At 58.8% G+C, this 21,605-nt stretch carries 22 protein-coding genes; 11 read left to right on the top strand and 11 right to left on the bottom strand.

Annotated elements, in window-relative coordinates:
- The first annotated feature begins 71 nt into the window (after positions 1-71).
- Complete coding sequence (locus QFX16_RS23375) at positions 72-698, top strand: response regulator transcription factor (protein WP_008155570.1); 627 nt, start codon at positions 72-74, stop codon at positions 696-698.
- A gap of 90 nt (positions 699-788) precedes the next feature.
- Here QFX16_RS23375 and QFX16_RS23370 read toward each other — a convergent pair whose 3' ends face one another.
- The 8 genes from QFX16_RS23370 to metG all read right to left on the bottom strand — a co-directional run bounded on the left by QFX16_RS23370 (position 789) and on the right by metG (position 7,676).
- Entirely contained in the window at positions 789-968 is a 180-nt protein-coding gene (locus QFX16_RS23370) for a PA3496 family putative envelope integrity protein (RefSeq protein WP_283181525.1), read from the bottom strand.
- Positions 969-1,074: 106 nt separating this feature from the next.
- Entirely contained in the window at positions 1,075-1,713 is a 639-nt protein-coding gene (gene nth / locus QFX16_RS23365) for an endonuclease III (protein WP_008155568.1), read from the bottom strand.
- A gap of 25 nt (positions 1,714-1,738) precedes the next feature.
- Positions 1,739-2,326 carry an Rnf-Nqr domain containing protein gene (locus QFX16_RS23360; RefSeq protein WP_283181524.1) on the bottom strand — a complete coding sequence of 196 codons (588 nt, stop codon included), beginning with the start codon at positions 2,324-2,326 and terminating at the stop codon, positions 1,739-1,741.
- Positions 2,319-2,930, bottom strand: coding sequence for an RnfABCDGE type electron transport complex subunit G (locus QFX16_RS23355; protein WP_283181523.1), 612 nt, complete (start codon positions 2,928-2,930; stop codon positions 2,319-2,321). Before QFX16_RS23355 ends, QFX16_RS23360 begins: the two co-directional genes overlap by 8 nt.
- Complete coding sequence (locus tag QFX16_RS23350) at positions 2,927-3,919, bottom strand: RnfABCDGE type electron transport complex subunit D (protein WP_283181522.1); 993 nt, start codon at positions 3,917-3,919, stop codon at positions 2,927-2,929. Before QFX16_RS23350 ends, QFX16_RS23355 begins: the two co-directional genes overlap by 4 nt.
- Positions 3,906-4,916, bottom strand: coding sequence for an electron transport complex subunit RsxB (gene rsxB, locus QFX16_RS23345; protein WP_283181521.1), 1,011 nt, complete (start codon positions 4,914-4,916; stop codon positions 3,906-3,908). Before rsxB ends, QFX16_RS23350 begins: the two co-directional genes overlap by 14 nt.
- On the bottom strand, positions 4,913-5,482 hold the full coding sequence (locus QFX16_RS23340) for an electron transport complex protein RnfA (protein ID WP_283181520.1): 570 nt from the start codon (positions 5,480-5,482) through the stop codon (positions 4,913-4,915). Before QFX16_RS23340 ends, rsxB begins: the two co-directional genes overlap by 4 nt.
- 142 nt (positions 5,483-5,624) lie before the next feature.
- Entirely contained in the window at positions 5,625-7,676 is a 2,052-nt protein-coding gene (gene metG, locus QFX16_RS23335) for a methionine--tRNA ligase (RefSeq protein ID WP_283181519.1), read from the bottom strand.
- A gap of 329 nt (positions 7,677-8,005) precedes the next feature.
- Between metG and apbC the strand changes: the two genes are divergently transcribed.
- Positions 8,006-9,100, top strand: coding sequence for an iron-sulfur cluster carrier protein ApbC (gene apbC, locus QFX16_RS23330; protein ID WP_046047101.1), 1,095 nt, complete (start codon positions 8,006-8,008; stop codon positions 9,098-9,100).
- Between the two features lie 145 nt (positions 9,101-9,245).
- On the opposite strand, the gene QFX16_RS23325 is transcribed toward apbC, so the two are convergent.
- Positions 9,246-10,004 (bottom strand): SDR family oxidoreductase, encoded by a 759-nt coding sequence (locus QFX16_RS23325; protein WP_283181518.1) that lies wholly within the window; start codon positions 10,002-10,004, stop codon positions 9,246-9,248.
- Positions 10,005-10,174: 170 nt separating this feature from the next.
- Here QFX16_RS23325 and QFX16_RS23320 point away from each other — a divergent pair, with 170 nt between their 5' ends.
- The 4 genes from QFX16_RS23320 (at position 10,175) to groL (ending at position 13,687) form a co-directional block, all read left to right on the top strand.
- Complete coding sequence (locus QFX16_RS23320) at positions 10,175-10,906, top strand: HugZ family pyridoxamine 5'-phosphate oxidase (RefSeq protein ID WP_192410307.1); 732 nt, start codon at positions 10,175-10,177, stop codon at positions 10,904-10,906.
- Positions 10,907-10,972: 66 nt separating this feature from the next.
- Positions 10,973-11,452 carry an FxsA family protein gene (locus QFX16_RS23315; RefSeq protein WP_033057490.1) on the top strand — a complete coding sequence of 160 codons (480 nt, stop codon included), beginning with the start codon at positions 10,973-10,975 and terminating at the stop codon, positions 11,450-11,452.
- A 248-nt stretch (positions 11,453-11,700) separates the two neighbouring features.
- Complete coding sequence (locus QFX16_RS23310) at positions 11,701-11,994, top strand: co-chaperone GroES (RefSeq protein WP_047532658.1); 294 nt, start codon at positions 11,701-11,703, stop codon at positions 11,992-11,994.
- Between the two features lie 49 nt (positions 11,995-12,043).
- Positions 12,044-13,687, top strand: a complete 1,644-nt coding sequence (groL, locus tag QFX16_RS23305; protein WP_129438004.1) for a chaperonin GroEL — start codon at positions 12,044-12,046, stop codon at positions 13,685-13,687.
- A 117-nt stretch (positions 13,688-13,804) separates the two neighbouring features.
- On the opposite strand, the gene QFX16_RS23300 is transcribed toward groL, so the two are convergent.
- Positions 13,805-14,548, bottom strand: a complete 744-nt coding sequence (locus tag QFX16_RS23300) for a phosphatase PAP2 family protein (protein WP_283181517.1) — start codon at positions 14,546-14,548, stop codon at positions 13,805-13,807.
- A 219-nt stretch (positions 14,549-14,767) separates the two neighbouring features.
- Between QFX16_RS23300 and colR the strand changes: the two genes are divergently transcribed.
- From colR to QFX16_RS23275, 5 genes are all read left to right on the top strand, one after another.
- On the top strand, positions 14,768-15,451 hold the full coding sequence (gene colR / locus QFX16_RS23295) for a two-component system response regulator ColR (RefSeq protein ID WP_095132512.1): 684 nt from the start codon (positions 14,768-14,770) through the stop codon (positions 15,449-15,451).
- Positions 15,441-16,724, top strand: a complete 1,284-nt coding sequence (locus QFX16_RS23290; RefSeq protein WP_283181516.1) for a sensor histidine kinase — start codon at positions 15,441-15,443, stop codon at positions 16,722-16,724. Before colR ends, QFX16_RS23290 begins: the two co-directional genes overlap by 11 nt.
- Before the next feature lie 153 nt (positions 16,725-16,877).
- Positions 16,878-17,546, top strand: a complete 669-nt coding sequence (locus tag QFX16_RS23285) for a class I SAM-dependent methyltransferase (RefSeq protein WP_283181515.1) — start codon at positions 16,878-16,880, stop codon at positions 17,544-17,546.
- A 4-nt stretch (positions 17,547-17,550) separates the two neighbouring features.
- On the top strand, positions 17,551-18,264 hold the full coding sequence (locus QFX16_RS23280) for a lipopolysaccharide kinase InaA family protein (protein ID WP_283181514.1): 714 nt from the start codon (positions 17,551-17,553) through the stop codon (positions 18,262-18,264).
- Between the two features lie 2 nt (positions 18,265-18,266).
- On the top strand, positions 18,267-18,494 hold the full coding sequence (locus QFX16_RS23275) for a hypothetical protein (RefSeq protein WP_283181513.1): 228 nt from the start codon (positions 18,267-18,269) through the stop codon (positions 18,492-18,494).
- A gap of 71 nt (positions 18,495-18,565) precedes the next feature.
- On the opposite strand, the gene QFX16_RS23270 is transcribed toward QFX16_RS23275, so the two are convergent.
- Positions 18,566-21,592: a multidrug efflux RND transporter permease subunit gene (locus QFX16_RS23270; protein WP_283181512.1), complete on the bottom strand. Its 3,027-nt coding sequence runs from the start codon at positions 21,590-21,592 to the stop codon at positions 18,566-18,568.
- Positions 21,593-21,605 lie beyond the last annotated feature (13 nt).

The following is a 21,605-nucleotide window of genomic DNA, read 5'->3' as shown; positions in this document are numbered from 1 at the left end:
ATGCCATGGGTGAAACGACTAGGCTATCGTGCGGGCTCTAAAAATTCGAACAGCGAAAATTGGACTTGCCCATGAATAAAGTGCTGATCGTGGATGATCACCCCGTCATTCGTCTTGCGGTACGTATGCTAATGGAGCGTCACGGCTACGAGGTTATTGCAGAGACAGATAATGGCGTGGATGCGTTGCAACTTGCCCGTGAGCATATGCCGGATATTGTCATCCTGGATATTGGAATACCGAAACTTGATGGGCTGGAAGTCATTGCGCGTCTGACATCGACAGCGATGCCCATGAAAGTGCTGATATTAACTTCCCAGGCACCTGGGCATTTTTCCATGCGTTGCATGCAATCCGGTGCCGCAGGGTATGTCTGCAAACAACAGGATCTCACTGAGTTGCTCAGTGCAATAAAGGCAGTATTGTCGGGCTACAGTTACTTTCCGAATCAAGCCTTGCATACCGTACGTTCCAGTTTGGGGAACGCCAGTGAGGCCGATATGGTGGATCGACTGTCGGGACGGGAAATGATGGTCTTGCAACAATTGGCCCGAGGCAAGACCAACAAGGAGATCGCCGACGGAATGTTCCTCAGCAATAAGACCGTCAGTACTTACAAGACTCGTCTGTTGTTGAAGCTCAATGCTCGCTCCCTGGTGGACCTGATCGAATTGGCTCAGCGCAATGGTCTGGTGTGACTGACTCAGCGTTTGACGAGGCGCGATGAACGGGGGGTATCAGGGGTCGGCACTTAGTAAAAAGCCTCCGTTTCGGGAGGCTTTTAGGTGTCATAGGTCAAAATCGTAATCGGCCAATTGCTTTTGCAGTCGGCGCTCCTCCAGCAGATTGTCGATGGTACGGCGTTTGCTCAGGTTTGTCTTCGCCACTTCAACCACCGGTTCAGCATCATCTGCTTCAACAGGGGTGAAGTCGTCTTCTACTTCCAATTGCTCTTTGCCAGTGCTCATAGTGTTACTCCAGGCTAAGACTGCCTTTGGCGCTCCTTATATCGATAATCTTCCGGCGGGTAAAAAAGATTTTTTCAATCGATAAATCAAAAAACCTAATAGCGCCTCAATCGTCCGAAGTCTTTTGCTTGTATTCGCACAAGTCTTCGATCCGGCAACTGCCGCAGCGAGGCTTACGGGCCAGGCAAACGTAGCGTCCGTGGAGGATCAGCCAGTGATGGGAATCCAGCAGATATTCCTTCGGCACGAACTTCATCAGTTTTTGCTCAACCTCGACCACATTTTTGCCTGGAGCAATGCCGGTACGGTTGCTGACCCGGAAGATATGCGTGTCCACGGCCATGGTCAGCTGACGGAATGCGGTATTGAGCACCACGTTGGCAGTCTTGCGGCCGACGCCGGGTAACGCTTCCAGCTCTTCACGGGTTTGCGGCACTTCGCCTCCATGACGTTCCATCAGTAAGCGACAGGTCTCGATCACGTTTTTCGCTTTGCTGTTGAACAGGCCGATGGTCTTGATGTATTCCGACAGTCCCTCGACACCCAAGGCATAAATCGCCGCCGGTGTATTGGCCACCGGATAGAGTTTGGCGGTGGCCTTGTTGACGCCGACATCGGTCGACTGCGCCGAGAGAATCACGGATATCAGCAATTCGAACGGCGAGGAGTAGGCCAGTTCGGTCTTCGGTTCCGGGTTGTCTTCGTGAAATCGGCGAAAAATTTCCAGACGTTTTGCGGCATTCATGGGCAGTGCGTTTCCTCGAAGGCAGTCAGTGAGAGGGCGTCGAGCGGGTCCAGGCCTGACGTGTGGCGATCAGCAGGCCCAGCAGAATGAATCCACCAGGGGCCAGGGTGGCCAGGCGCAAGCCACCGTCGGCAGTCAGCACCCAGCCTTGCCAGTCCGCTTGCGCAGTGCCAGCCAGCCATGGCAGATGGCTGCCGAGTGTCCCGCTGCCGATGAGTTCGCGCAGCAAGCCAAGGCCTGCCATCAACGCGCCGAACAGGCCACACAGGCGCAGGCGATCACGCCAGGCGCTCTGGAAAAAACCGGTGTGTTCCAGCACAACGCATTGCAAGGCAATCAATCCTGCATAGAACCCTACATGTTGGTGCCATTGCAGCGACCAGACTTGCGCGGCGAGTTCCGCGCAGCTGGTCAGCGTGGCCGCCAGCAGGACGCTGGCAAGCAGATGTGTCGCAGGGATAAGTCGGGATCGCAAGGCGCCCATGCTCACCCCAAAAGCACTGATCACCACGATGAACATCAGCCACAAGCCCACAGCGGTCACTAATGAATCCGTGGCACCGATCAGCGGTGCAAGCATCAGCGAATTCTGCAGCGTCGATGACTTATTCATGAGCGCTGCTCCCGATCAACTGTTGCTGATGTTCGTCGAAATAGCGCAACGCGTCATGGATGGCGTTGATGACCGCTCTCGAAGTAATGGTTGCCCCCGCCATTTGATCGAATTGCCCCTGATCCTTTTTCAAGGCCCAGCCATTGTCGGCAGGTTCGGTTTGGGACTTTCCGGAAAATCCCTGAAGCCAGGCATTGGGCCAGTCGGCGAGTCGGCCGCCCAGGCCCGGAGTTTCCGATTGCTTGAGCGTTTTCACGCCTAACACCTTGCCGTTTGCGCCGATGGCGATCAGCAATTCGATGGAACCCTCGTAGCCCAGGGTCTGGCTGCGCAGCAACACGGCGCTGGGTTGGCCAGTCTTGGTCGCCAGGTAGCCACCTAGCAGCGTGCTGTTGGCCAGCTCAGTATTTTCGAGGGCGAGTGTCTGTTCCAGCGGCTGATTGTCGTAGCCTCCAGCAGGGAGCAAGTCCAGCAGGTTACGACTGTCGATCAGGCGCTGTTCGGCCGCAATGCGCGGCGCGCTGGTGTGCTGCACGAGGTAAGTCGCGCCAATCCCCAGCCCTGCCAGCAACACCAGGGTCACAACGCTCGACGCTCGGCTCATGGCGCACCCCGTTCCAGTCTGGAGGTGGCAAACCGCTCCAGCGCCGGCACACAGAGGTTCATCAACAGCACGGCAAAGGCTACGCCGTCCGGATAACCACCCCAGGTACGAATCAGGTACGTCAGCAGCCCGACGCCCGCGCCGAACAGCAGTCGCGCGCCGGGGCTTTTTGCACCGGACACCGGTTCCGTGACGATGAAGAATGCACCCAGCATGCTCGCGCCAGTGAGCAGATGAAACAGCGGCGAACCATGGGAGTCGGAGCCCGAGCCGTTCCAGCACAGCAGGCTGATGATGAACAGGCTGGCGAGCATGCCGACCGGCGCATGCCAGCTGAACACCCGTCGTTGCAGCAGAAACGCGCCACCTGCCAGAAAGGCCAGGTTGACCCATTCCATGCCTCGGCCGCCGAAATGACCGAACGCCGGGTTAGCGGCAAACAGTTCGTCCATGGTCAGGCTTTTGTTGATCCGCAGGCTGTCCAGCGCCGTGGCCTGGACCCAGGCGTCTGGCGTCTGCACGAGGCTGAACCCGAACACCTGCTGCAAGCCGCCGATCAGGTCCAGCCCATGGGATGACGGCCAGTGGGTCATCTGTTGGGGAAAGGTCACCAGCACCAGGGCGAAGCCCAGCATTGCCGGGTTGAACGGGTTCTTGCCAACGCCGCCATACAGGTGTTTGCCGAACACCATCGAGAACGCCGCGGCACAGACCGTCAGCCACCACGGGCAATAAGGCGGCAAGGCCAGAGCCAACAGCGTCGCGCTGACCAGCGCACTGCCGTCGCTCAGGGCCGGCTTGACCGCAAGCTTGCGCAAGCGCAATACGGTCGCTTCAACGGTCAGAGCGGTAATACCGGTCAGAATCAGGTTGATCAACACGCCCCAGCCATACAGCCAGAAAAACACCAGCATTCCCGGCACGGTGGCCAGCAATACCAGCTTCATGGTCTGCTGAAGGCGCTCGTCGACCGATTCAAGGGGCTGCATAGGCATCCACCTGACGCTCGGCTTCACTCACCGCGCGTTCCAGGGCTTCGATCTGCTCAGCTGGCGCTTCGCTGGCTTGGCCTTTCTTGAGTTCGGCGCGGCGCATGGCCAGCTGGATCTTTGCCCGATTCAGCTGCGCATTTTTCGCCGGAACGACGGGTGCCGCGGCTGGCGGTGCAGTACTTTCCAGTTTCGCTAACGCCTGTTCGGCTGCCTCGAACTGCTGTTGCAGGACGATCAGTTGCGACTGCTGTTCGAAGGTCGGCGGATGCCCGAACGCCTTGAGTGACTTGTTCAGTTGCGCCCGACTCATCGCCAGATCGATCTTGGCCTTTTTCAGCGCCGTATCCGCATTGGCTGCCTTCTGTGCGCGGACTCGCTCAAGAGCGGCCTGAACCGGATTGAGCGTCGCCACCTCACTGTGCTGGATGGCGCGTTGGGCTCGGGCCTGACGTTCGGCGATTTTCTGTTCTTCTTCGCGACGCAGGCGAGCATTGCGCTGTTCGAATCGGCGCCGTGCGTGATTGCGCTTGACCGTCCGGGCGCGTTGCTCCTCAAAGCTGAACGCCAGGCCACCGACAATCGGCAGCACTGTGGCCAGCGGCAACGGCCGCATCTCGATGCAATCCACCGGGCAGGGCGCTACGCACAGGTCGCAACCGGTGCATTCATCGACGATCACCGTGTGCATCAATTTCGCCGCGCCGACAATGGCATCCACCGGGCAGGCCTGGATGCACTTGGTGCAACCAATACACTCCGCTTCACGAATATAGGCGATCTGCGCCGGGGCCGAACCGCGACTGACGTCCAGTTCCAGCACCGGCACTTTCAACAGCTCGGCCAGGGCGGCGATGGTTTCGCTGCCGCCCGGCGGGCACTTGTTGATCGGTTCGCCGCTGGCAATGCCTTCGGCGTACGGTTTGCATCCGGGGTGGCCGCACTTGCCGCATTGGGTCTGCGGCAAGAGGGCGTCGATGCGTTGAATCAGACTCATGTTTTGATCAGTCCGCTGAATCCGAGAAAGGCCACTGCAATCAACCCGGCGCCGATCAGGTCGATGGGCAGGCCGCGAAAGGGCAGGGGGATATCATTTTCGATTGTGCGTTGGCGCAGGTCGCTGAACAGGCTCAGTACCAGCCAGAAGCCCAGGCCGGCACCCAGGCTCAGGGCCATGGCGTGGAAGAAGCCTTTGTCGTCCTGAGCGTTGAGCAGCGTCAGGCCGAGTACGCCAGCATTGCCCAGCAGCAGGGGCCAGAGGCCATCGAACGCAAGCTTTGGAAGTGACCGGGAAAGCACTTTCAGCAGCGGGCCAATCAGCAGAACGCTCAACGGCAGGAACACGAAAAGGCGCAGCGACGTCAGCTCCAGCGGGACCAGCAACCAACGGTAGGCCGAGTAGCCCACCGTGCCGACGATTAACATCAAGCAAGCCGTCGCAAGGCCCAGCGCGTGGACTTGCCGATGCTCGTTGCCCAGCAGTGGATCGACGCCCAACGGCCAGTGCAACACGAGGTTGTTGATCAGGGCAGTGCTGATAAGCGTAAGAACAATTTCGGTCATGATCGTGCCGGCAAGAACGGGGCTTTTTAACGGAGCGGTCTAAAAAGCTTAGGCATTATCCGGCAAGGACGGAGGGTGGGCCAGACATGAAAATCCCACAGTCGCGTCAGGCACGACTGTGGGATCGGTTTACAGCAGAAGCTTACTTGATGCGCTGACCAGGCTTGGCGCCGCTGTCAGGGCTGAGCAGGTAGATTTCTTCACCGCCAGGGCCGGCCGCCATCACCATGCCTTCGGAGATGCCGAACTTCATTTTCCGTGGCTTGAGGTTGGCGATCATCATGGTCAAACGACCATTGAGCTTGGACGGATCCGGATAAGCACTCTTGATCCCGGAGAACACGTTGCGTTGCTCGTCACCGATGTCGAGGGTCAGGCGCAGCAGTTTGTCGGCACCTTCCACGTGTTCGGCCTTGAGGATCAGGGCGACGCGCAGGTCGACAGCGGCAAAGGCATCGAACTCGATTTCCGGCGACAGCGGATCCTTGGCCAGTTCGCCATTGCCGGCAGGTGCAGCCTCGCCGGTGTCAGTAGCGCTGGCGGTCAGGTCTTCTTTCGAGGCGTCGCTCATGGCTTGCACTTTTACCGGGTCGATACGGGTCATCAACGGTTTGAACTCGTTCAGCTGATGGTTGCTGAGCAAGGTAGCGTGGTCGTTCCAGGTCAGCGGCGCGACGTTGAGGAACGCCTCGGCGTCGGCGGCCAGCAACGGCAACACCGGCTTGAGGAAAATCACCAGCTGGCGGAACAGGTTCACGCCCAAGGCGCAGATGGCCTGGACTTCGTCCTGCTTGCCTTCCTGTTTGTTCAGCGACCACGGCGCCTTGTCGGCAATCCAGGCATTGGCACGGTCGGCCAGGCCCATGATTTCGCGCATGGCACGGGCGAAGTCGCGAGCCTCGTAGGCTTCGGCGATGCTTGGCGCTGCGGCCAGGAACGCTTCGGTCAGTTCCGGCGCGGCATTGCCCGCCACCAGTACACCGGCGTTGCCTTTGTGGATGAAACCGGCGCAACGGCTGGCGATGTTGACGACTTTGCCGACCAGGTCAGAGTTGACCTTCTGCACGAAGTCTTCGAGGTTCAGGTCGAGGTCGTCGACGCCACGGCTCAGCTTCGCCGCGTAGTAGTAGCGCAGGTATTCCGGCGACAGATGGTCCAGATAGGTCCGGGCCTTGATGAAGGTGCCGCGGGATTTGGACATTTTCTGACCGTTGACGGTCAGGTAGCCGTGTACGTTGATGCCGGTCGGTTTACGGAAACCGGCGCCTTCGAGCATGGCTGGCCAGAACAGGGCGTGGAAGTTGACGATGTCCTTGCCGATGAAATGGTACAGCTCAGCGGTGGAGTCCTTGCCCCAGAACGCGTCGAAATCAAGTGTAGGCGTGCGGTCGCAGAGGTTCTTGAAGCTGGCCATGTAGCCGATCGGCGCGTCCAGCCATACATAGAAGTATTTGCCTGGCTCGTCCGGGATTTCAAAACCGAAGTACGGCGCATCGCGGGAGATGTCCCACTGTTGCAGACCGGCGTCCAGCCATTCGGCAATCTTGTTCGCCACAGCCTCTTGCAGGGTGCCGCTGCGGGTCCAGGCTTGCAGCATTTCCTGGAAGTCCGGCAGCTTGAAGAAGAAGTGCTGGGAATCCTTGAGCACCGGAGTAGCGCCAGAGATCGCCGACTTCGGATCCTTCAGGTCCGTCGGCGCGTAGGTCGCACCGCATTTTTCGCAGTTGTCGCCGTACTGGTCTTCGGTGCCGCATTTCGGGCAGGTGCCCTTGATGAAGCGGTCGGCCAGGAACATTTTCTTTTCCGGGTCGAAGTACTGAGTGATCGAACGCTGGGCGATGTGCCCGGCGTCGCGCAGCTTCAGGTAGATCTGGCTCGACAGCTCACGGTTTTCTTCGGCGTGAGTGGAGTGGAAGTTGTCGAAGTCCACCAGGAACTCGGCAAAGTCGGCGCTGTGTTCAGCCTGGACGTTGGCGATCAGTTGTTCCGGGGTGATGCCTTCCTTTTCCGCGCGCAGCATGATGGCCGAACCGTGGGCGTCGTCGGCGCAGACATAAATGCATTGATTGCCGCGGTGCTTCTGGAAGCGCACCCACATATCGGTCTGGATATATTCCAGCATGTGGCCAAGATGGATCGAACCATTGGCATAGGGCAGGGCGCTGGTGACGAGGATCTTGCGTGGCTCGGACATGGGGCTCGGCTACTTGATGAAACGGAGGTCGGCCACTATAAAGCGCCGGCGTATATTTTTCACCCCCAAGGCCGGCCTCCGCGGACCTTTGGAGCAGCTGGCGAAGCCTGCGTTCGGGGGCGCAGCAGTCGTAAAACCTGGCGCTGCGGTGTTTCAGGTAGTCCGAGTTTCCCGGATTCACGACTGCTGCGCCGCCGAACGCAGGCTTCGCCAGCGGCTAGGTCGCATTCAACCATGGGGTGTTTGTCACATCCTGAAAGCATGCCGTCCGGGCGACAGAACGGTTAGGATACCCGCCTGATTTTCCAGTCTTGCTATCGGAGTTGCCCATGAGCGCCGTCAATCGCGCAGCGGTGGAAGCCGTCCTTCGCCAATACACCGACCCTTACCTGAACCAGGACCCGGTCAGCGCCGGGTGCGTGCGTGGCATCGACATTCAGGGTGATCGCGTCAGCGTCCAGCTGGAGCTGGGCTACGCCGCCGGCCTGTTCAAGAGTGGCTGGGCGCAGTTGCTGCAAATGGCCATTGAAGGGCTGGACGGCGTGACCATCGCCCGCGTCGAGATCACCAGTGTCATTGCCGCGCACAAGGCTCAAGCGCAGATCCCGGGTCTGGCCAACGTCAAGAACGTGGTGGCCGTGGCGTCCGGCAAGGGCGGTGTGGGTAAATCCACCACCGCCGCCAACCTGGCCCTGGCCCTGGCCCGCGAAGGCGCCAAGGTCGGGATCCTCGACGCGGATATTTACGGACCGAGCCAGGGCATCATGTTCGGCATCCCCGAAGGCACCCGACCTAAGGTCAAGGATCAGAAGTGGTTTATTCCGATCGAGTCCCACGGTGTTGAAGTCATGTCCATGGCGTTCCTGACCGATGACAACACGCCGATGGTCTGGCGCGGGCCGATGGTTTCCGGCGCCTTGTTGCAACTGGTCACTCAAACCGCCTGGGGCGACCTGGATTACCTGGTCATCGACATGCCGCCAGGCACCGGCGACATCCAGCTGACCCTGGCACAGAAAGTCCCGGTGGCGGGCGCGGTGATCGTTACCACGCCACAAGATCTGGCATTGCTGGACGCACGCAAGGGTGTGGAAATGTTCCGCAAGGTCAACATTCCGGTGCTGGGCGTGGTGGAAAACATGGCCGTGCACATTTGCTCCAACTGCGGGCATGCCGAGCATCTGTTCGGTGAGGGCGGTGGTGTGAAGCTGGCCAACCAGTACGGCGTCGAGCTGCTGGCTTCGTTGCCCTTGGCGATGGCCATCCGCGAACAGGCCGACGGCGGCAAGCCAACGGTGATCGCCGAGCCTGATAGCCCGATTGCGATGGTTTACCAGGAACTGGCCCGCCATGTCGGCGCGCGGATCGTGTTGCAGGAAGCGGCGACACCGGCCATGCCGAACATCACCATCAGCGACGATTGATTCGCTGAAGAAATGCGATCCCCTGTGGGAGCGGGCTTGCTCGCGATAGCGGTGTAACAGTCACCATCAATGGTGAATGTTATGCCCTCATCGCGAGCAGGTCGAATCGTCGCACCGTCGCTCCCACATTTGTTTTGTGTAGGCCCTAAATCCGCAACCCGCCATCCAATTCAAGAATCCGACCGGTGTAATAGTCGTTCTCGAAAATGTACGCCGCCGAATGGGCGATCTCTTCAATCTTGCCCATGCGCTTGAGCGGAATCGCGGTCGTTATCTTCTCCAGCGCCTCAGGCTTCATGCTCAGTGTCATTTCGGTTTCGATAAAGCCCGGTGCAATGGCTGCCACGCGAATACCATAGCGTGCCAGTTCCTTGGCCCAGGTCACGGTCGCTGCAGCGACACCGGCCTTGGCGGCGGAGTAGTTGGTCTGGCCGGCGTTGCCAGCGCGGGAGATCGACGAGATATTAATGATCGCGCCGCTGTTGTTCAGCTCGATCATTTTGGCCGCGACTTCACGTGTGCACAGAAATACGCCGGTCAGGTTGACGTCGATGACCGACTGCCACTGGGCCAGGCTCATCTTGGTCATCTCGCCGTCCTTGACCTTGATAAGCAAACCATCGCGCAGGATCCCGGCGTTGTTGATCAGGCCATGGATCGCGCCGAAGTCCTCGGCAACCTGGGCGACCATGTGCGTCACTTGCTCTTCATTGGCGACATTGCACAGATAAGCACAAGCCTCGACGCCTTTAGCCGTGCAAGCGGCGACGGTGTCGTCGAGCTTTTCCTGATTCAGGTCCACCAGCGCGAGCTTCGCGCCTTTACCGGCGAAATACTCGGCCATGGAACGGCCTAAACCCTGGCAACCGCCCGTGATAATGATTACTTTGTCAGTGAGTTGCATTCGCATGCCCCAATAGCAGATCAGAGGAGTGGTTTCCTTTTAGAGAGTAGCCTCTCGATCTGCACCTGATACGGCCTGGCTGCACATGAGAACTGCCCCGATGGCGTACTGGAACTTATCCCCAGGCGCCTGTCCGTTTTTTTGACGGATTCTATATAAGGAGTCATAAATTGAGCGTTGAAGCAGCCAAGAATGCCCGAGAATTGCTTCTCAAGGAATACCGTGGAGTGCTCTCGACACACTCCAAGGCGATGCCCGGTTTCCCGTTTGGCTCCGTGGTTCCGTACTGTCTGGACGAACAGGGCTGGCCGCTGATCCTTATCAGCCGTATCGCCCAGCACACCCACAACCTGCAGAAAGATCCAAAATGCTCACTGTTTGTGGGTGAGCGCGGGGCCGAAGACGTGCAAGCCGTTGGTCGCCTGACCTACCTCGCCGAAGCAGAAAAGCTCGAGGACGAGTCAGCCATCGAAGCGGCGGCTGAGCGTTACTACCGCTATTTCCCGGATTCGCAGAGCTACCACAAGGCCCACGATTTCGATTTCTGGGTGCTCAAACCGGTACGTCACCGTTACATCGGCGGCTTCGGTGCGATTCACTGGGTCGATCAACTGACCTTGGCCAACCCGTTCGCCGGTAAGGCCGAAGCGAGCATGGTCGAGCACATGAATGCCGATCACGCCAAAGCCATCGCCCACTACGTCGAACTGGCGGGGCTGCCGAAAACCGAGCCGGCGCAACTGGCGGGTATCGACACTGAAGGCATGCACCTGCGCATTGGTCAGGGGCTCTATTGGTTGCCGTTTCAAGCGCCGTGTAATACGCCGACACAAGTGCGCGAAGCCTTGGTTTTCCTGGCTCACGCCGAACATTGGCCGAAAAATGAAGTGGCCGACGCTTGAATTCACGAATCGGCGACGTCATCTAGGGAAGACTGGCAAGGCATTCTTGCGTTGAGGAACCATTTGATGCGCCCTTTTTTATTGCTCTTTGTACTGTTTCCGGTGTTGGAGCTGTTCGTATTCGTCAAGGTCAGCGGGGCGATCGGGTTTTTCCCGGCCCTGCTGCTGGTCATTCTCGGCTCGATGCTCGGCGTGTTCGTGCTGCGTATCGCTGGTCTGGCAACCGCATTGCGTGCTCGTGAAAGCCTGAACCGCGGCGAGTTGCCGGCCCAGACCATGCTCGAAGGTTTGATGCTGGCACTGGCGGGTGGTCTGTTGATCCTGCCGGGCTTCGTCACTGATGTGCTGGGTCTGATCATGTTGCTGCCGATCTCTCGTCGACTGTTGGCCAATAAAATGCGCCAGCGTGCCGAAGAGGCGGCAATCCGTCAGCGTGCATTCGCCGACGACCTTCAGCCACGTGGCGGCGGCCCTGCGACCCGCGAGCCGCTAGGCCGTGAGCCGAACGTGATCGAAGGCGAATTCGAACACCGCGATACCAAGTAATCCGCTATACCGGCACGGCACCTTCGGGTGCCGTGTTCGTTTGTGGGGCAGCAACCTGAAAAAATTTGCTTCCTCGCCCTTGTAATAAGCTTATGCGCCCTTATGTAACGGTCACCGCAAGGTTTCTGGCGATTACGCCAGACAGACTTCCGCGGTTCGCTCGACGAACCGCACCCGGCACCGCCGGATTTGTTAAACCCGCCGGGAATACACCGGCCGATGAAAACCACAATTAGGAGAGATCGACAATGAAGCTTCGTCCTCTGCATGACCGCGTCGTCATCCGTCGCAGCGAAGAAGAAAAGAAAACCGCTGGCGGTATCGTCCTGCCAGGTTCGGCTGCTGAAAAAGCCAACAGCGGCGAGATCCTCGCTGTCGGTACCGGCCGCGTGCTGGACAACGGTGAAGTGCGTGCACTGGCCGTTAAAGTGGGTGACAAGGTTGTGTTCGGCCCGTACTCCGGCAGCAACACCGTGAAAGTCGACGGCGAAGACCTGTTGGTAATGAGCGAGAACGAAATCCTCGCTGTTATCGAAGGCTGATTCCCCGCTCATTTTCCCGCTACTACAAAGTATTTAAGGAATATCGATCATGGCTGCTAAAGAAGTTAAATTCGGCGATTCCGCCCGCAAGAAAATGCTCGCCGGTGTCAACGTCCTGGCTGACGCAGTAAAAGCGACCCTGGGCCCTAAAGGCCGTAACGTGATCATCGAGAAGAGCTTCGGCGCTCCGACCATCACCAAGGACGGCGTGTCCGTTGCCAAAGAAATCGAGCTGAAAGATCGCTTCGAAAACATGGGCGCGCAGCTGGTCAAAGACGTTGCCTCCCGTGCCAACGATGACGCAGGCGACGGCACCACCACCGCTACCGTTCTGGCTCAATCGATCGTCAACGAAGGCCTGAAAGCCGTCGCTGCCGGCATGAACCCGATGGACCTGAAGCGCGGCATCGACAAAGCGACCATCGCAATCGTCAAAGAGCTGAAAGCCCTGTCCAAGCCGTGCGCTGACACCAAGGCCATCGCTCAGGTCGGCACCATCTCGGCCAACTCCGACAACTCCATCGGCGACATCATTGCCGAAGCCATGGAAAAAGTCGGTAAAGAAGGCGTGATCACCGTTGAAGAAGGCTCGGGCCTGGAAAACGAACTGTCGGTTGTTGAAGGCATGCAGTTCGACCGTGGCTACCTGTCCCCGTACTTCGTCAACAAGCCAGAGACCATGACTGCCGAGCTCGACGGTCCGCTGATCCTGCTGGTCGACAAGAAAATCTCGAACATCCGTGAACTGCTGCCAGTACTGGAAGCCGTTGCCAAAGCAGGTCGTCCGCTGCTGATCGTGAGCGAAGACGTTGAAGGCGAAGCCCTGGCGACTCTGGTTGTGAACAACATGCGCGGTATCGTCAAAGTGGTTGCCGTCAAGGCTCCAGGCTTTGGTGACCGTCGCAAGGCCATGCTGCAGGACATCGCTGTCCTGACCGGCGGTACCGTTATCTCCGAAGAGATCGGTCTGAGCCTGGAAAGCGCTACCCTGGAACACCTGGGTAATGCCAAGCGCGTAGCCGTAACCAAGGAAAACACCACCGTCATCGACGGCGCCGGCGTTGAAGCTGATATCCAGGCTCGCGTTCTGCAAATCCGTCAGCAAGTGGCCGACACTTCGTCCGACTACGACCGTGAAAAACTGCAAGAGCGTCTGGCCAAGCTGTCCGGCGGCGTTGCAGTGATCAAGGTTGGCGCTGGTTCCGAAGTTGAAATGAAAGAGAAGAAAGCCCGCGTTGAAGACGCCCTGCACGCTACCCGTGCAGCCGTTGAAGAAGGCGTGGTACCTGGCGGTGGCGTAGCGCTGATTCGCGCTCTGCAAGCCATCAGCGAACTGAAAGGCGACAACGCTGATCAGAACGTCGGTATTGCTGTACTGCGTCGCGCTATCGAATCGCCACTGCGTCAGATCGTTGCCAACTCCGGCGACGAGCCAAGCGTAGTAGTCGACAAGGTCAAGCAAGGTTCGGGTAACTTCGGTTACAACGCTGCTACCGGCGAATACGGCGACATGATCGAAATGGGCATCCTCGACCCTACCAAAGTGACTCGTTCTGCTCTGCAGGCTGCGGCGTCCATTGGTGGCTTGATGCTGACCACCGAAGCCATGATCGCTGATGCTCCGGACGACAAACCAGCTGGCGGCGGTATGCCAGACATGGGCGGTATGGGTGGCATGGGCGGCATGATGTAAGCCAGCCTTACCCCGTACTAAAAAACCCCGCCTGCGATAAGCAGGCGGGGTTTTTTATTGCCCGGATTTCGAGGGTCACCTCGGGCCAAGCTCGCTCCCACATTTTTGATCTGTGTTTCAGGCGTTGACCGGTTGTGCTTCGGACTCTCGCTCAGCCTTCGAGGCTGGCCGATAAAAAATGTAGTAATACGCCCCCAGGCAAATCAGCCAGCAGAAAATCGCCGTCCACACGTTATGCGAAAAGAAGTGCGCCCCCTGCATCATCCGGCTGATGGAAAACACCGTGCCCAACGCGAAAGCGAACACAAACGCCTTGCGCGCCAGACGCGGACGACGGTCGCGCAGGACAAAGAACAGCGCAAACAGTGTGAAACCGGTCGCCGCATGGCCGCCGGGCCAGCAACGGCCAGGTTTATCGGTGTGCGGGCGAGGGCTGAGCAACTCGCTATAGGTCTCGTGACCACCGAACTGCTCAAGGCTCCACGGGCATTGAACCGCTGTCACCGCTTTGACTGGCGTGACAAAGGAGGTCGCTAGCGCCAGAGACAGCACCAGACAGCCCAGTTCCCGTTTGATCGGTTTGAGCCTGTCCATGAAAAAGGAGGCGATGAAACCGAAGATGGCCAACACCGAGAAGGCGATGACCACCTGCTTGGCGCGGTCATGCAGGATCTCTTCCAGGAAGTAACTGTGCCGCCCGATGAAATCCCCCGCGACCGGGTCATAGAACAGCTTGGCAAGGTCCATGTCCAGGGACGTCAGTTCGAGCAGCACCAGAATGATCGCCGCGATGGCGGGAACGCCTAGGCACACCCAGAAATTCAGCGGGCGGGAGGCGGGGCGGACAGCAGTCGAAACCATGGCAGTTCCTTGGTCGGTGAAATGTTCTGAAAGCGCAGTCGCGCGGAGTTTGAGCCTGGTCCTGTCGTCGGTGTGTGAATCGATAGTGAAAAAGTCGTTATAGCCATCCCGGGTTTATGGAGGTGGATTTACAACTGCACACAGTCCTAGCCCTCAGCCACACTTGGCCTTAAGCTGCGCGGGCCAAGACGGCCGTTACTGTGTACGCAGGAGACACCCATGCGAATTCTATTGGTTGAAGACAACCGCGATATCCTGGCCAATCTGGCCGATTACCTGGGGCTCAAAGGTTATACCGTGGATTGCGCGCAGGACGGTTTGTCAGGCTTGCACTTGGCGGCCACCGAGCATTACGACTTGATCGTGCTCGACATCATGTTGCCGGGCATCGACGGTTACACCCTGTGCAAACGTCTGCGTGAAGACGCGCGCCGCGACACGCCGGTGATCATGCTCACCGCTCGCGATCAATTGGACGACCGGCTGCAAGGCTTCAAATCCGGCGCCGATGACTACCTGATCAAACCCTTTGCGCTGTCTGAATTGGCGGCGCGCATCGAGGCGGTCATGCGTCGCGCCCAGGGTGGCGGTCGCCGCACCCTGCAGGTCGGCGATCTGATCTACGACCTCGATACCCTGGAAGTCACCCGCGAAGGTCGTCTGCTCAAACTCAACCCGGTGGGGCTGAAATTGCTGGCCGTGTTGATGCAAAAAAGTCCTCACGTACTGCGCCGCGAAATTCTCGAAGAGGCGCTGTGGGGTGATGACTGCCCGGACAGCGACAGCCTGCGCAGCCACGTCCATCAATTGCGCCAGGTGATCGACAAGCCGTTCGCCAAACCGTTGCTGCAAACCGTGCACGGTGTGGGTTATCGCTTGGCCGAGGGCCGAGATGGAGTTTAAACAGAGCCTTGCTCAACGGATCATCATCGCCTTTGCGCTGATGAGCGCATTGGTGGCAGGGGCCTTCGCCATGGGCATTGTGGCGACCGTGCACCTGGTCGAAGAAAAACTGATTTCGGCAGGGCTGGGCGGCGATTTACAACGGCTGTTGCTGATGGACAGCGTGTCGGACTGGAGCCACCGTCCCGAGCCGGACCAGATGTTCTATTTCAGCGGCGGGCCGGGGGATTTCGAGCTGCCCAAGGACCTGCGGCACCTGGACCCGGGCTTTCATGAAGTGTTTCGCGAACAGCTGTCGTATCACGCGATGGTCGAAGTCGTCGACGGCCGGCATTATGTGCTGTTGCAGGATCAGAGCGATTTCGAAGAGCGTGAACGGGTGCTGTTTGCCGTGGTGCTGGTGGGCTTCGTCCTGAGTCTGGCGTTGGCGGTGTTTCTTGGCTGGGTACTGGCGCGCAAAGTGATGGCGCCCGTGGTGCGGCTGGCCCGTCAGGTCCGTCACCGTGATCAATTATTAGGTCTTGCGCCACCGCTGGCGCCGGATTACGCGGCTGATGAGGTGGGCGAGTTGGCCGTGGCCTTCGACGCCACCCTCGGGCGCTTGCGCCAGGCGTTGACCCGCGAACGGTTGTTCACCAGTGACGTCAGTCACGAGCTGCGCACGCCATTGATGGTGCTGGCCAGTTCCTGCGAGCTGCTGCTGGAAAACCCCGGCATCGATCAGCGTGGACGTGCACAGGTCCAGCGAATCGCCCGTGCTTGTGAGGAGATGCGCGAGCTGGTGCAAACCTTCCTGATGTTGGCCCGCGCACAACGTGAAGACGCCAGCATGTCGCCCCAGCAGACCCTGAGCCAGGTAGCCGATGGACTGCTCAATCAGTGGCGCGAGCCGATCGAGGCCAAGGGGCTGGCACTGAACTTTGAACCGGGTAATCCGACCAACACTTGCTACAACGCAACCCTTCTGCACGCGGTCATGGGCAACCTGCTGCGTAACGCGCTGCATTACACCGAGTGCGGGTTCATCCGCCTGACCCTGACGGCCACGGGTTTCATGGTCGAGGACAGTGGCGTGGGCATTCCCGAGGAAAAACGCGAGGCGATGTTCGAGCCGTTCGTGCGGGGCAACGAGAAGCGCGGTGAGGGCTTGGGGCTTGGGCTGTCGCTGGTGCAGCGGATCTGTGAAAACCAGGGTTGGAACGTCAGCCTGACGAACATGGAGCCTCATGGTTGTCGTTTTGAGGTGGAGTTGTGTTCGTCGGATGTGAGCTGATCGGTCGCAACGGCCCAGAGCCATCGTTGCCGCCCTGCAAAACCTCGAAATAATTTGTGGTTTTACATGACGTTTTTTTCACAAAGGAATGACCTGTCGCTGACACGGCACTACCTATCGTGGGTGCCATCAGCAGCTCAGGAGACCTTGGTGATGGCTGGCCCGATCAAGCTTGATTTTTCCGAAAAATACGACGATCAACACGCTCAACGATACCTGCGCAAACACCAGGATGGCTTTGGCCGCCGCCTGTCCCACTGGCGTGACGAGCAACTGGCACGCAAGGCGCTGGCACTGGTCGGTGAGCCGGGGCTGATCCTCGATTTGCCCTGCGGTGCGGGGCGCTTTTGGCCATTGCTGGCGGAAAAAACCAATCGTGCGATCATTGGGGCCGACAACTCCGAATCCATGCTGAAGATTGCCATGCAGGCGCAACCTGCCGAGGTGGTGAAACGGGTACGGCCCTTGCACACTTCTGCATTTGACATCGCCTTGCCTGATAACGCCGTCGACAGCATTTTCTGCATGCGTTTGCTCCATCACATCGGTGAAGCCGAGCATCGACTGGCTATTTTGCGTGAATTCGAGCGCGTCACCCGCGACAGCGTGATCCTTTCTTTGTGGGTGGACGGCAATTTCAAAGCCTGGAAACGCAAGCGCGCCGAGAAAACCCGTGGGCAGGAAGGTTACCAAAATCGATTTGTGTTACCGGCGGCTACGGTTGAAAAGGAATTCGAGCAGGTGGGTTTCCGTATTCAGGAACAACTGGACTTTTTACCGCTCTATGCCATGTGGCGGGTCTACGTATTACGCAAGAGGTAACAGAATGGCAGTGCAATGTGCAGCAGAAACGGACGTCGCTCCTCAGGACCGCTTCGACTATTTCTGGAATCAGCGCGGTGAGTGGGTAGAAGAACCCAACGTCCGTCGCGGTGGAGAAAGTGGCGTGCAGCGCGTCGTGAGCAGCAATGGACAGTTGCTTTACGTTAAACGTCAGACCGGTCATATCCATCGCAGCTTGCTGCACCCGTTCGGTCGGCCGACGGTGTTGCGCGAGCGCGATGCGCTCATCGGCCTGAACCTGCTCGACGTTCGCGTTCCGGAAATCGTTTTTTGCGGTGCACAGCGCGATCCGGTGCATAAATGGCGCGCATTGCTGATCACCAAGGCGCTGGACGGCTTCGAGGAAATCGAACACTGGTACGCTGGCGGTGGTCGCGAACGTCACGGTGAGGCTGTGCATGATCGAGTGTTGAAGGAACTGGCCGAGAACCTGGCCCGGATGCACAAGGGTCGCTGGCAGCACAGCTGCCTCTACGTCAAGCACGTATTCGTGCGCGTCACAGGTGAAGACGAGGCTGCCAAGGTTGAAGTGGCCTTGATCGATCTGGAGAAATGTCGGCAGCGTTTGACCGCCCGGCAAGCGGCTACGCATGACATGAAACAACTGCGTCGCCACTCGTCGTTCAGCACGACGGACTGGCAGAAACTCGTCTATTTTTATAAGACGGCGTTTGGCAGCGCTATCAAGGGTTTATAGCAATGAAACTCGAAATTGCACGAGGTATATTTTTAATAGGAGCCTTGGCAGTTGCTTCACTGGCGGTGGCGGCATGGGAGCAGCCCCGCCCGCAGGTCCTCAGTTCAGTGAGCGGCGACGCGCATTGTCCAATGCCACGAGTTGCGAAGGCATCCGTGGCATCCCAACCCGATCATGATTTATTGCTGTTCATGTTCGGACTTTCTCAAGGATTGAGGCCACAGAGTTGAACAGATTGAAGCCCAAATAAAAGGCCTCGCTAATGCGAGGCCTTTTTTATTCCCGACGCTGATCGTTAGCGTCAGGGTTTATCGGGTTTAGCCAGTAACGTGTAGACACACGGCAGCACAAACAACGTAAACAACGTTCCGATCGACATCCCCGTGGCGATCACCATGCCGATGTCGAACCGGCTGACGGCGCCCGCCCCCGTGGCGATGATCAACGGCACCATACCGAACACCATCGCAGCAGTGGTCATCAACACCGGACGCAGACGAATGGCCGCCGCTTCCTCCACGGCCTCGCGCGGCGTCAGGCCTTTGTCCTTGCGCAACTGGTTGGCAAATTCGACGATCAGGATTCCGTGTTTGCTGATCAGCCCGATCAACGTCACCAGGCCGACCTGGGTGTAGATGTTCATGCTCGACCAGCCCAGGAACAGCGGAATCAGGGCACCACAGATCGACAAAGGTACGGTCACCAGAATCACCAGCGGATCGCGGAAGCTTTCGAACTGGGCGGCCAGGACCAGGAAAATGATCGCCAGTGCCAGAGCGAAGGTGACCCACAGCGCACTGCCTTCCTGGACGTATTGCCGTGATGCGCCGGCATAATCGAAGGCATAACCCACCGGCGCCTCTTCCCGAGCGATCTGGCGCACGGTGTCGATGGCTTCACCCATGCTGACCAGCGGAACCCCGGACAGGATGCCCGAGTTGAGTTGCTGGAACTGGTTCAACTGCCGTGGACGCGCCCGGTCGGTCACGGTGATTAGGGTCGACAGGGCCAGCAGTTGGCCTTGGGTGTTCTTGACGTAATAATTGTTCAGCCAGTCGGGGTTATCCCGGAAGGGCCGTTCGACCTGCGCGATGACTTTGTAGCTGCGACCTTCAATGGTGAAACGGTTGATCTCCGCCTCACCCAGCAACGTCGCGAGTGTCCCGCCAAGATCCTGCATGGAAACACCCATCTGTGCGGCCTTGGCGCGATCGATATCCACCACCACTTCGGGCTTGTCGAACGCCAGGTCGAGGTCGACGAAGGCGAACTTGCCGGATTCCATTGCCCGTTTTTTCACCCGGTCGGCCACTTGCAGCAGTGACTCGTAATCGTTGGCGGAACTGATGACGAACTGAAACGGCAGCCCCTCGCCGGTGCCGGGCAGGGAAGGCAGGTTGAAGCCGAAGATTTGCAGGCCGGAAATGCTCTCCAGTTTGGCCTGTACCTCGGGCAGGATCTGCATTTGCGTGCGGCTGCGTTCGTTCCACGGCTTGAGCAGGAAGCCGCCGATTCCCGATTGCACGCCGTTGAAGCCATTGATCTGGAACGACGAGTAGTACTCGGGAAACGTCTTGAAGATCGTGACGAACTCGTCGGTGTAGGTGCTCAGATAGTCGAGGTTGGCCGGTTGCGGGGCGTTGGCAATCATGAAAATGATGCCCTGGTCTTCGTCCGGCGCCAGTTCCGACTTGGTAAACGTGAGCAGCACCGGAATCAGGCACAGCACGATCACCGCGAACACCAGCACCACCGGCCGGGTGTTGAGGGTACCGTGGAGCATGCTTTGGTAACGGCGCTTGAGGCCTTCGAAAATCAGGTCCAGGCGATGGGCCAGACCGCTGGGATTTTCGTCGTGACGCAGCAGGAAGGCACACATCATCGGCGACAGGGTCAGGGCGACGATGCCGGAGATCACCACCGCGCCGGCCAGGGTCAAGGCGAACTCCTTGAACAGCGCCCCTGTGAGCCCCGTCAGGAAGCCGATCGGCGCATAGACCGCCGCCAGGGTGATGGTCATCGAGACCACCGGCATGGCGATTTCCCGGGCGCCTTCGATGGCCGCATCCAGCGGCGTCTTGCCTTCTTCGATGTGCCGGTGGATGTTTTCCACCACCACAATGGCGTCGTCCACCACCAGGCCGATGGCCAATACCATCGCCAGCAACGTCAGTAGGTTGATCGAGTAGCCCATCATCTGCATGAAGAACATCACGCCGATCATCGACAGCGGGATGGTGACCACCGGGATCACCACTGAACGCAGCGCGCCGAGAAACAGGAACACCACCACAATGACGATCAGAACCGCTTCGAACAGGGTTTTCACCACTTCGTCGATCGAGGCCTGGATAAACAGCGTGGCGTCGTAAGCGATTTCACCTTTGAGGTTCGGCGGCAGCTGGGCTTCCAGGTCCGGCATGATCTTGCGCACTTCCTTGATCACGTCCAGCGGGTTGGCGCCGGGCGTGGCCTTGATTCCGATGTACACCGAAGGGGTGCCGCCGAAGGAGCTGATCGAGTCGTAGTTTTCCGCACCCATTTCAACCCGCGCCACATCGCTGAGCAGCACGCGACTGTCGCCCTCGACCTTGAGCGGAATCGCGGCAAAGGCTTCGGCGGATTTGAGTTCGGTGTTGGCATTGATGCTGGTGACGACGTACTCGCCTTTCACTTCGCCGGCGGCGGAGAGGAAGTTGTACTTGCGCACGGCATCGGTCACGTCGCTGGCACTCAGGCCGAAACCGGCCAGCTTGACCGGGTCCAGCCACAGACGCATGGCAAACACCTGGTTGCCGAGAATTTCGGCTTCAGCCATGCCCGGCAGGGTCGCCAGTTTCGGCTGGATGACCCGCGACAGGTAGTCGGTAATCTGCGGGTTGCTCAGCTCCTTGCTGAAGAAGCTGATGTACATCAGTGCCGAGGCGTCGGCGGCTTCCTTGCTCAGTACCGGGTCTTCGGCGTCCTGAGGCAGCTGGTTCTTCACCTCGTTGGCCTTGGCCAGCAGTTCGGTGAACAAGCGGTCGCTGTTGGCGCCAATGCGCGCGTAGATCGAGATCACCGAGAAGTTCTGGCGACTGACCGACGTCATGTAATCGATGCCTTCGGCACTGGCCAGACTTTGCTGCATCGGTTGGGTGATGTAGCCCTGAATGGTTTCGGCGTTGGCCCCGGGATAAGCGGTGGTCACCGTGATCAGGGCGTTTTCCATTTGTGGATATTGGCGCAGCGGCAACTTGCTCCAGGCCTGGAAGCCCAGCAGCACAATCAACAGGCTGACCACGGTGGCGAGCACCGGGCGGCGGATGAATGGGTCGGTAAAAGCCATGGGGATTCCTTGA

This window comes from Pseudomonas svalbardensis (assembly GCF_030053115.1).
GTDB classification, from domain to species: Bacteria; Pseudomonadota; Gammaproteobacteria; order Pseudomonadales; family Pseudomonadaceae; genus Aquipseudomonas; species Aquipseudomonas svalbardensis.
The sequence above is the reverse complement of the archived record's forward strand: the minus strand, read 5'-3'. Positions and strand labels throughout refer to the sequence as shown.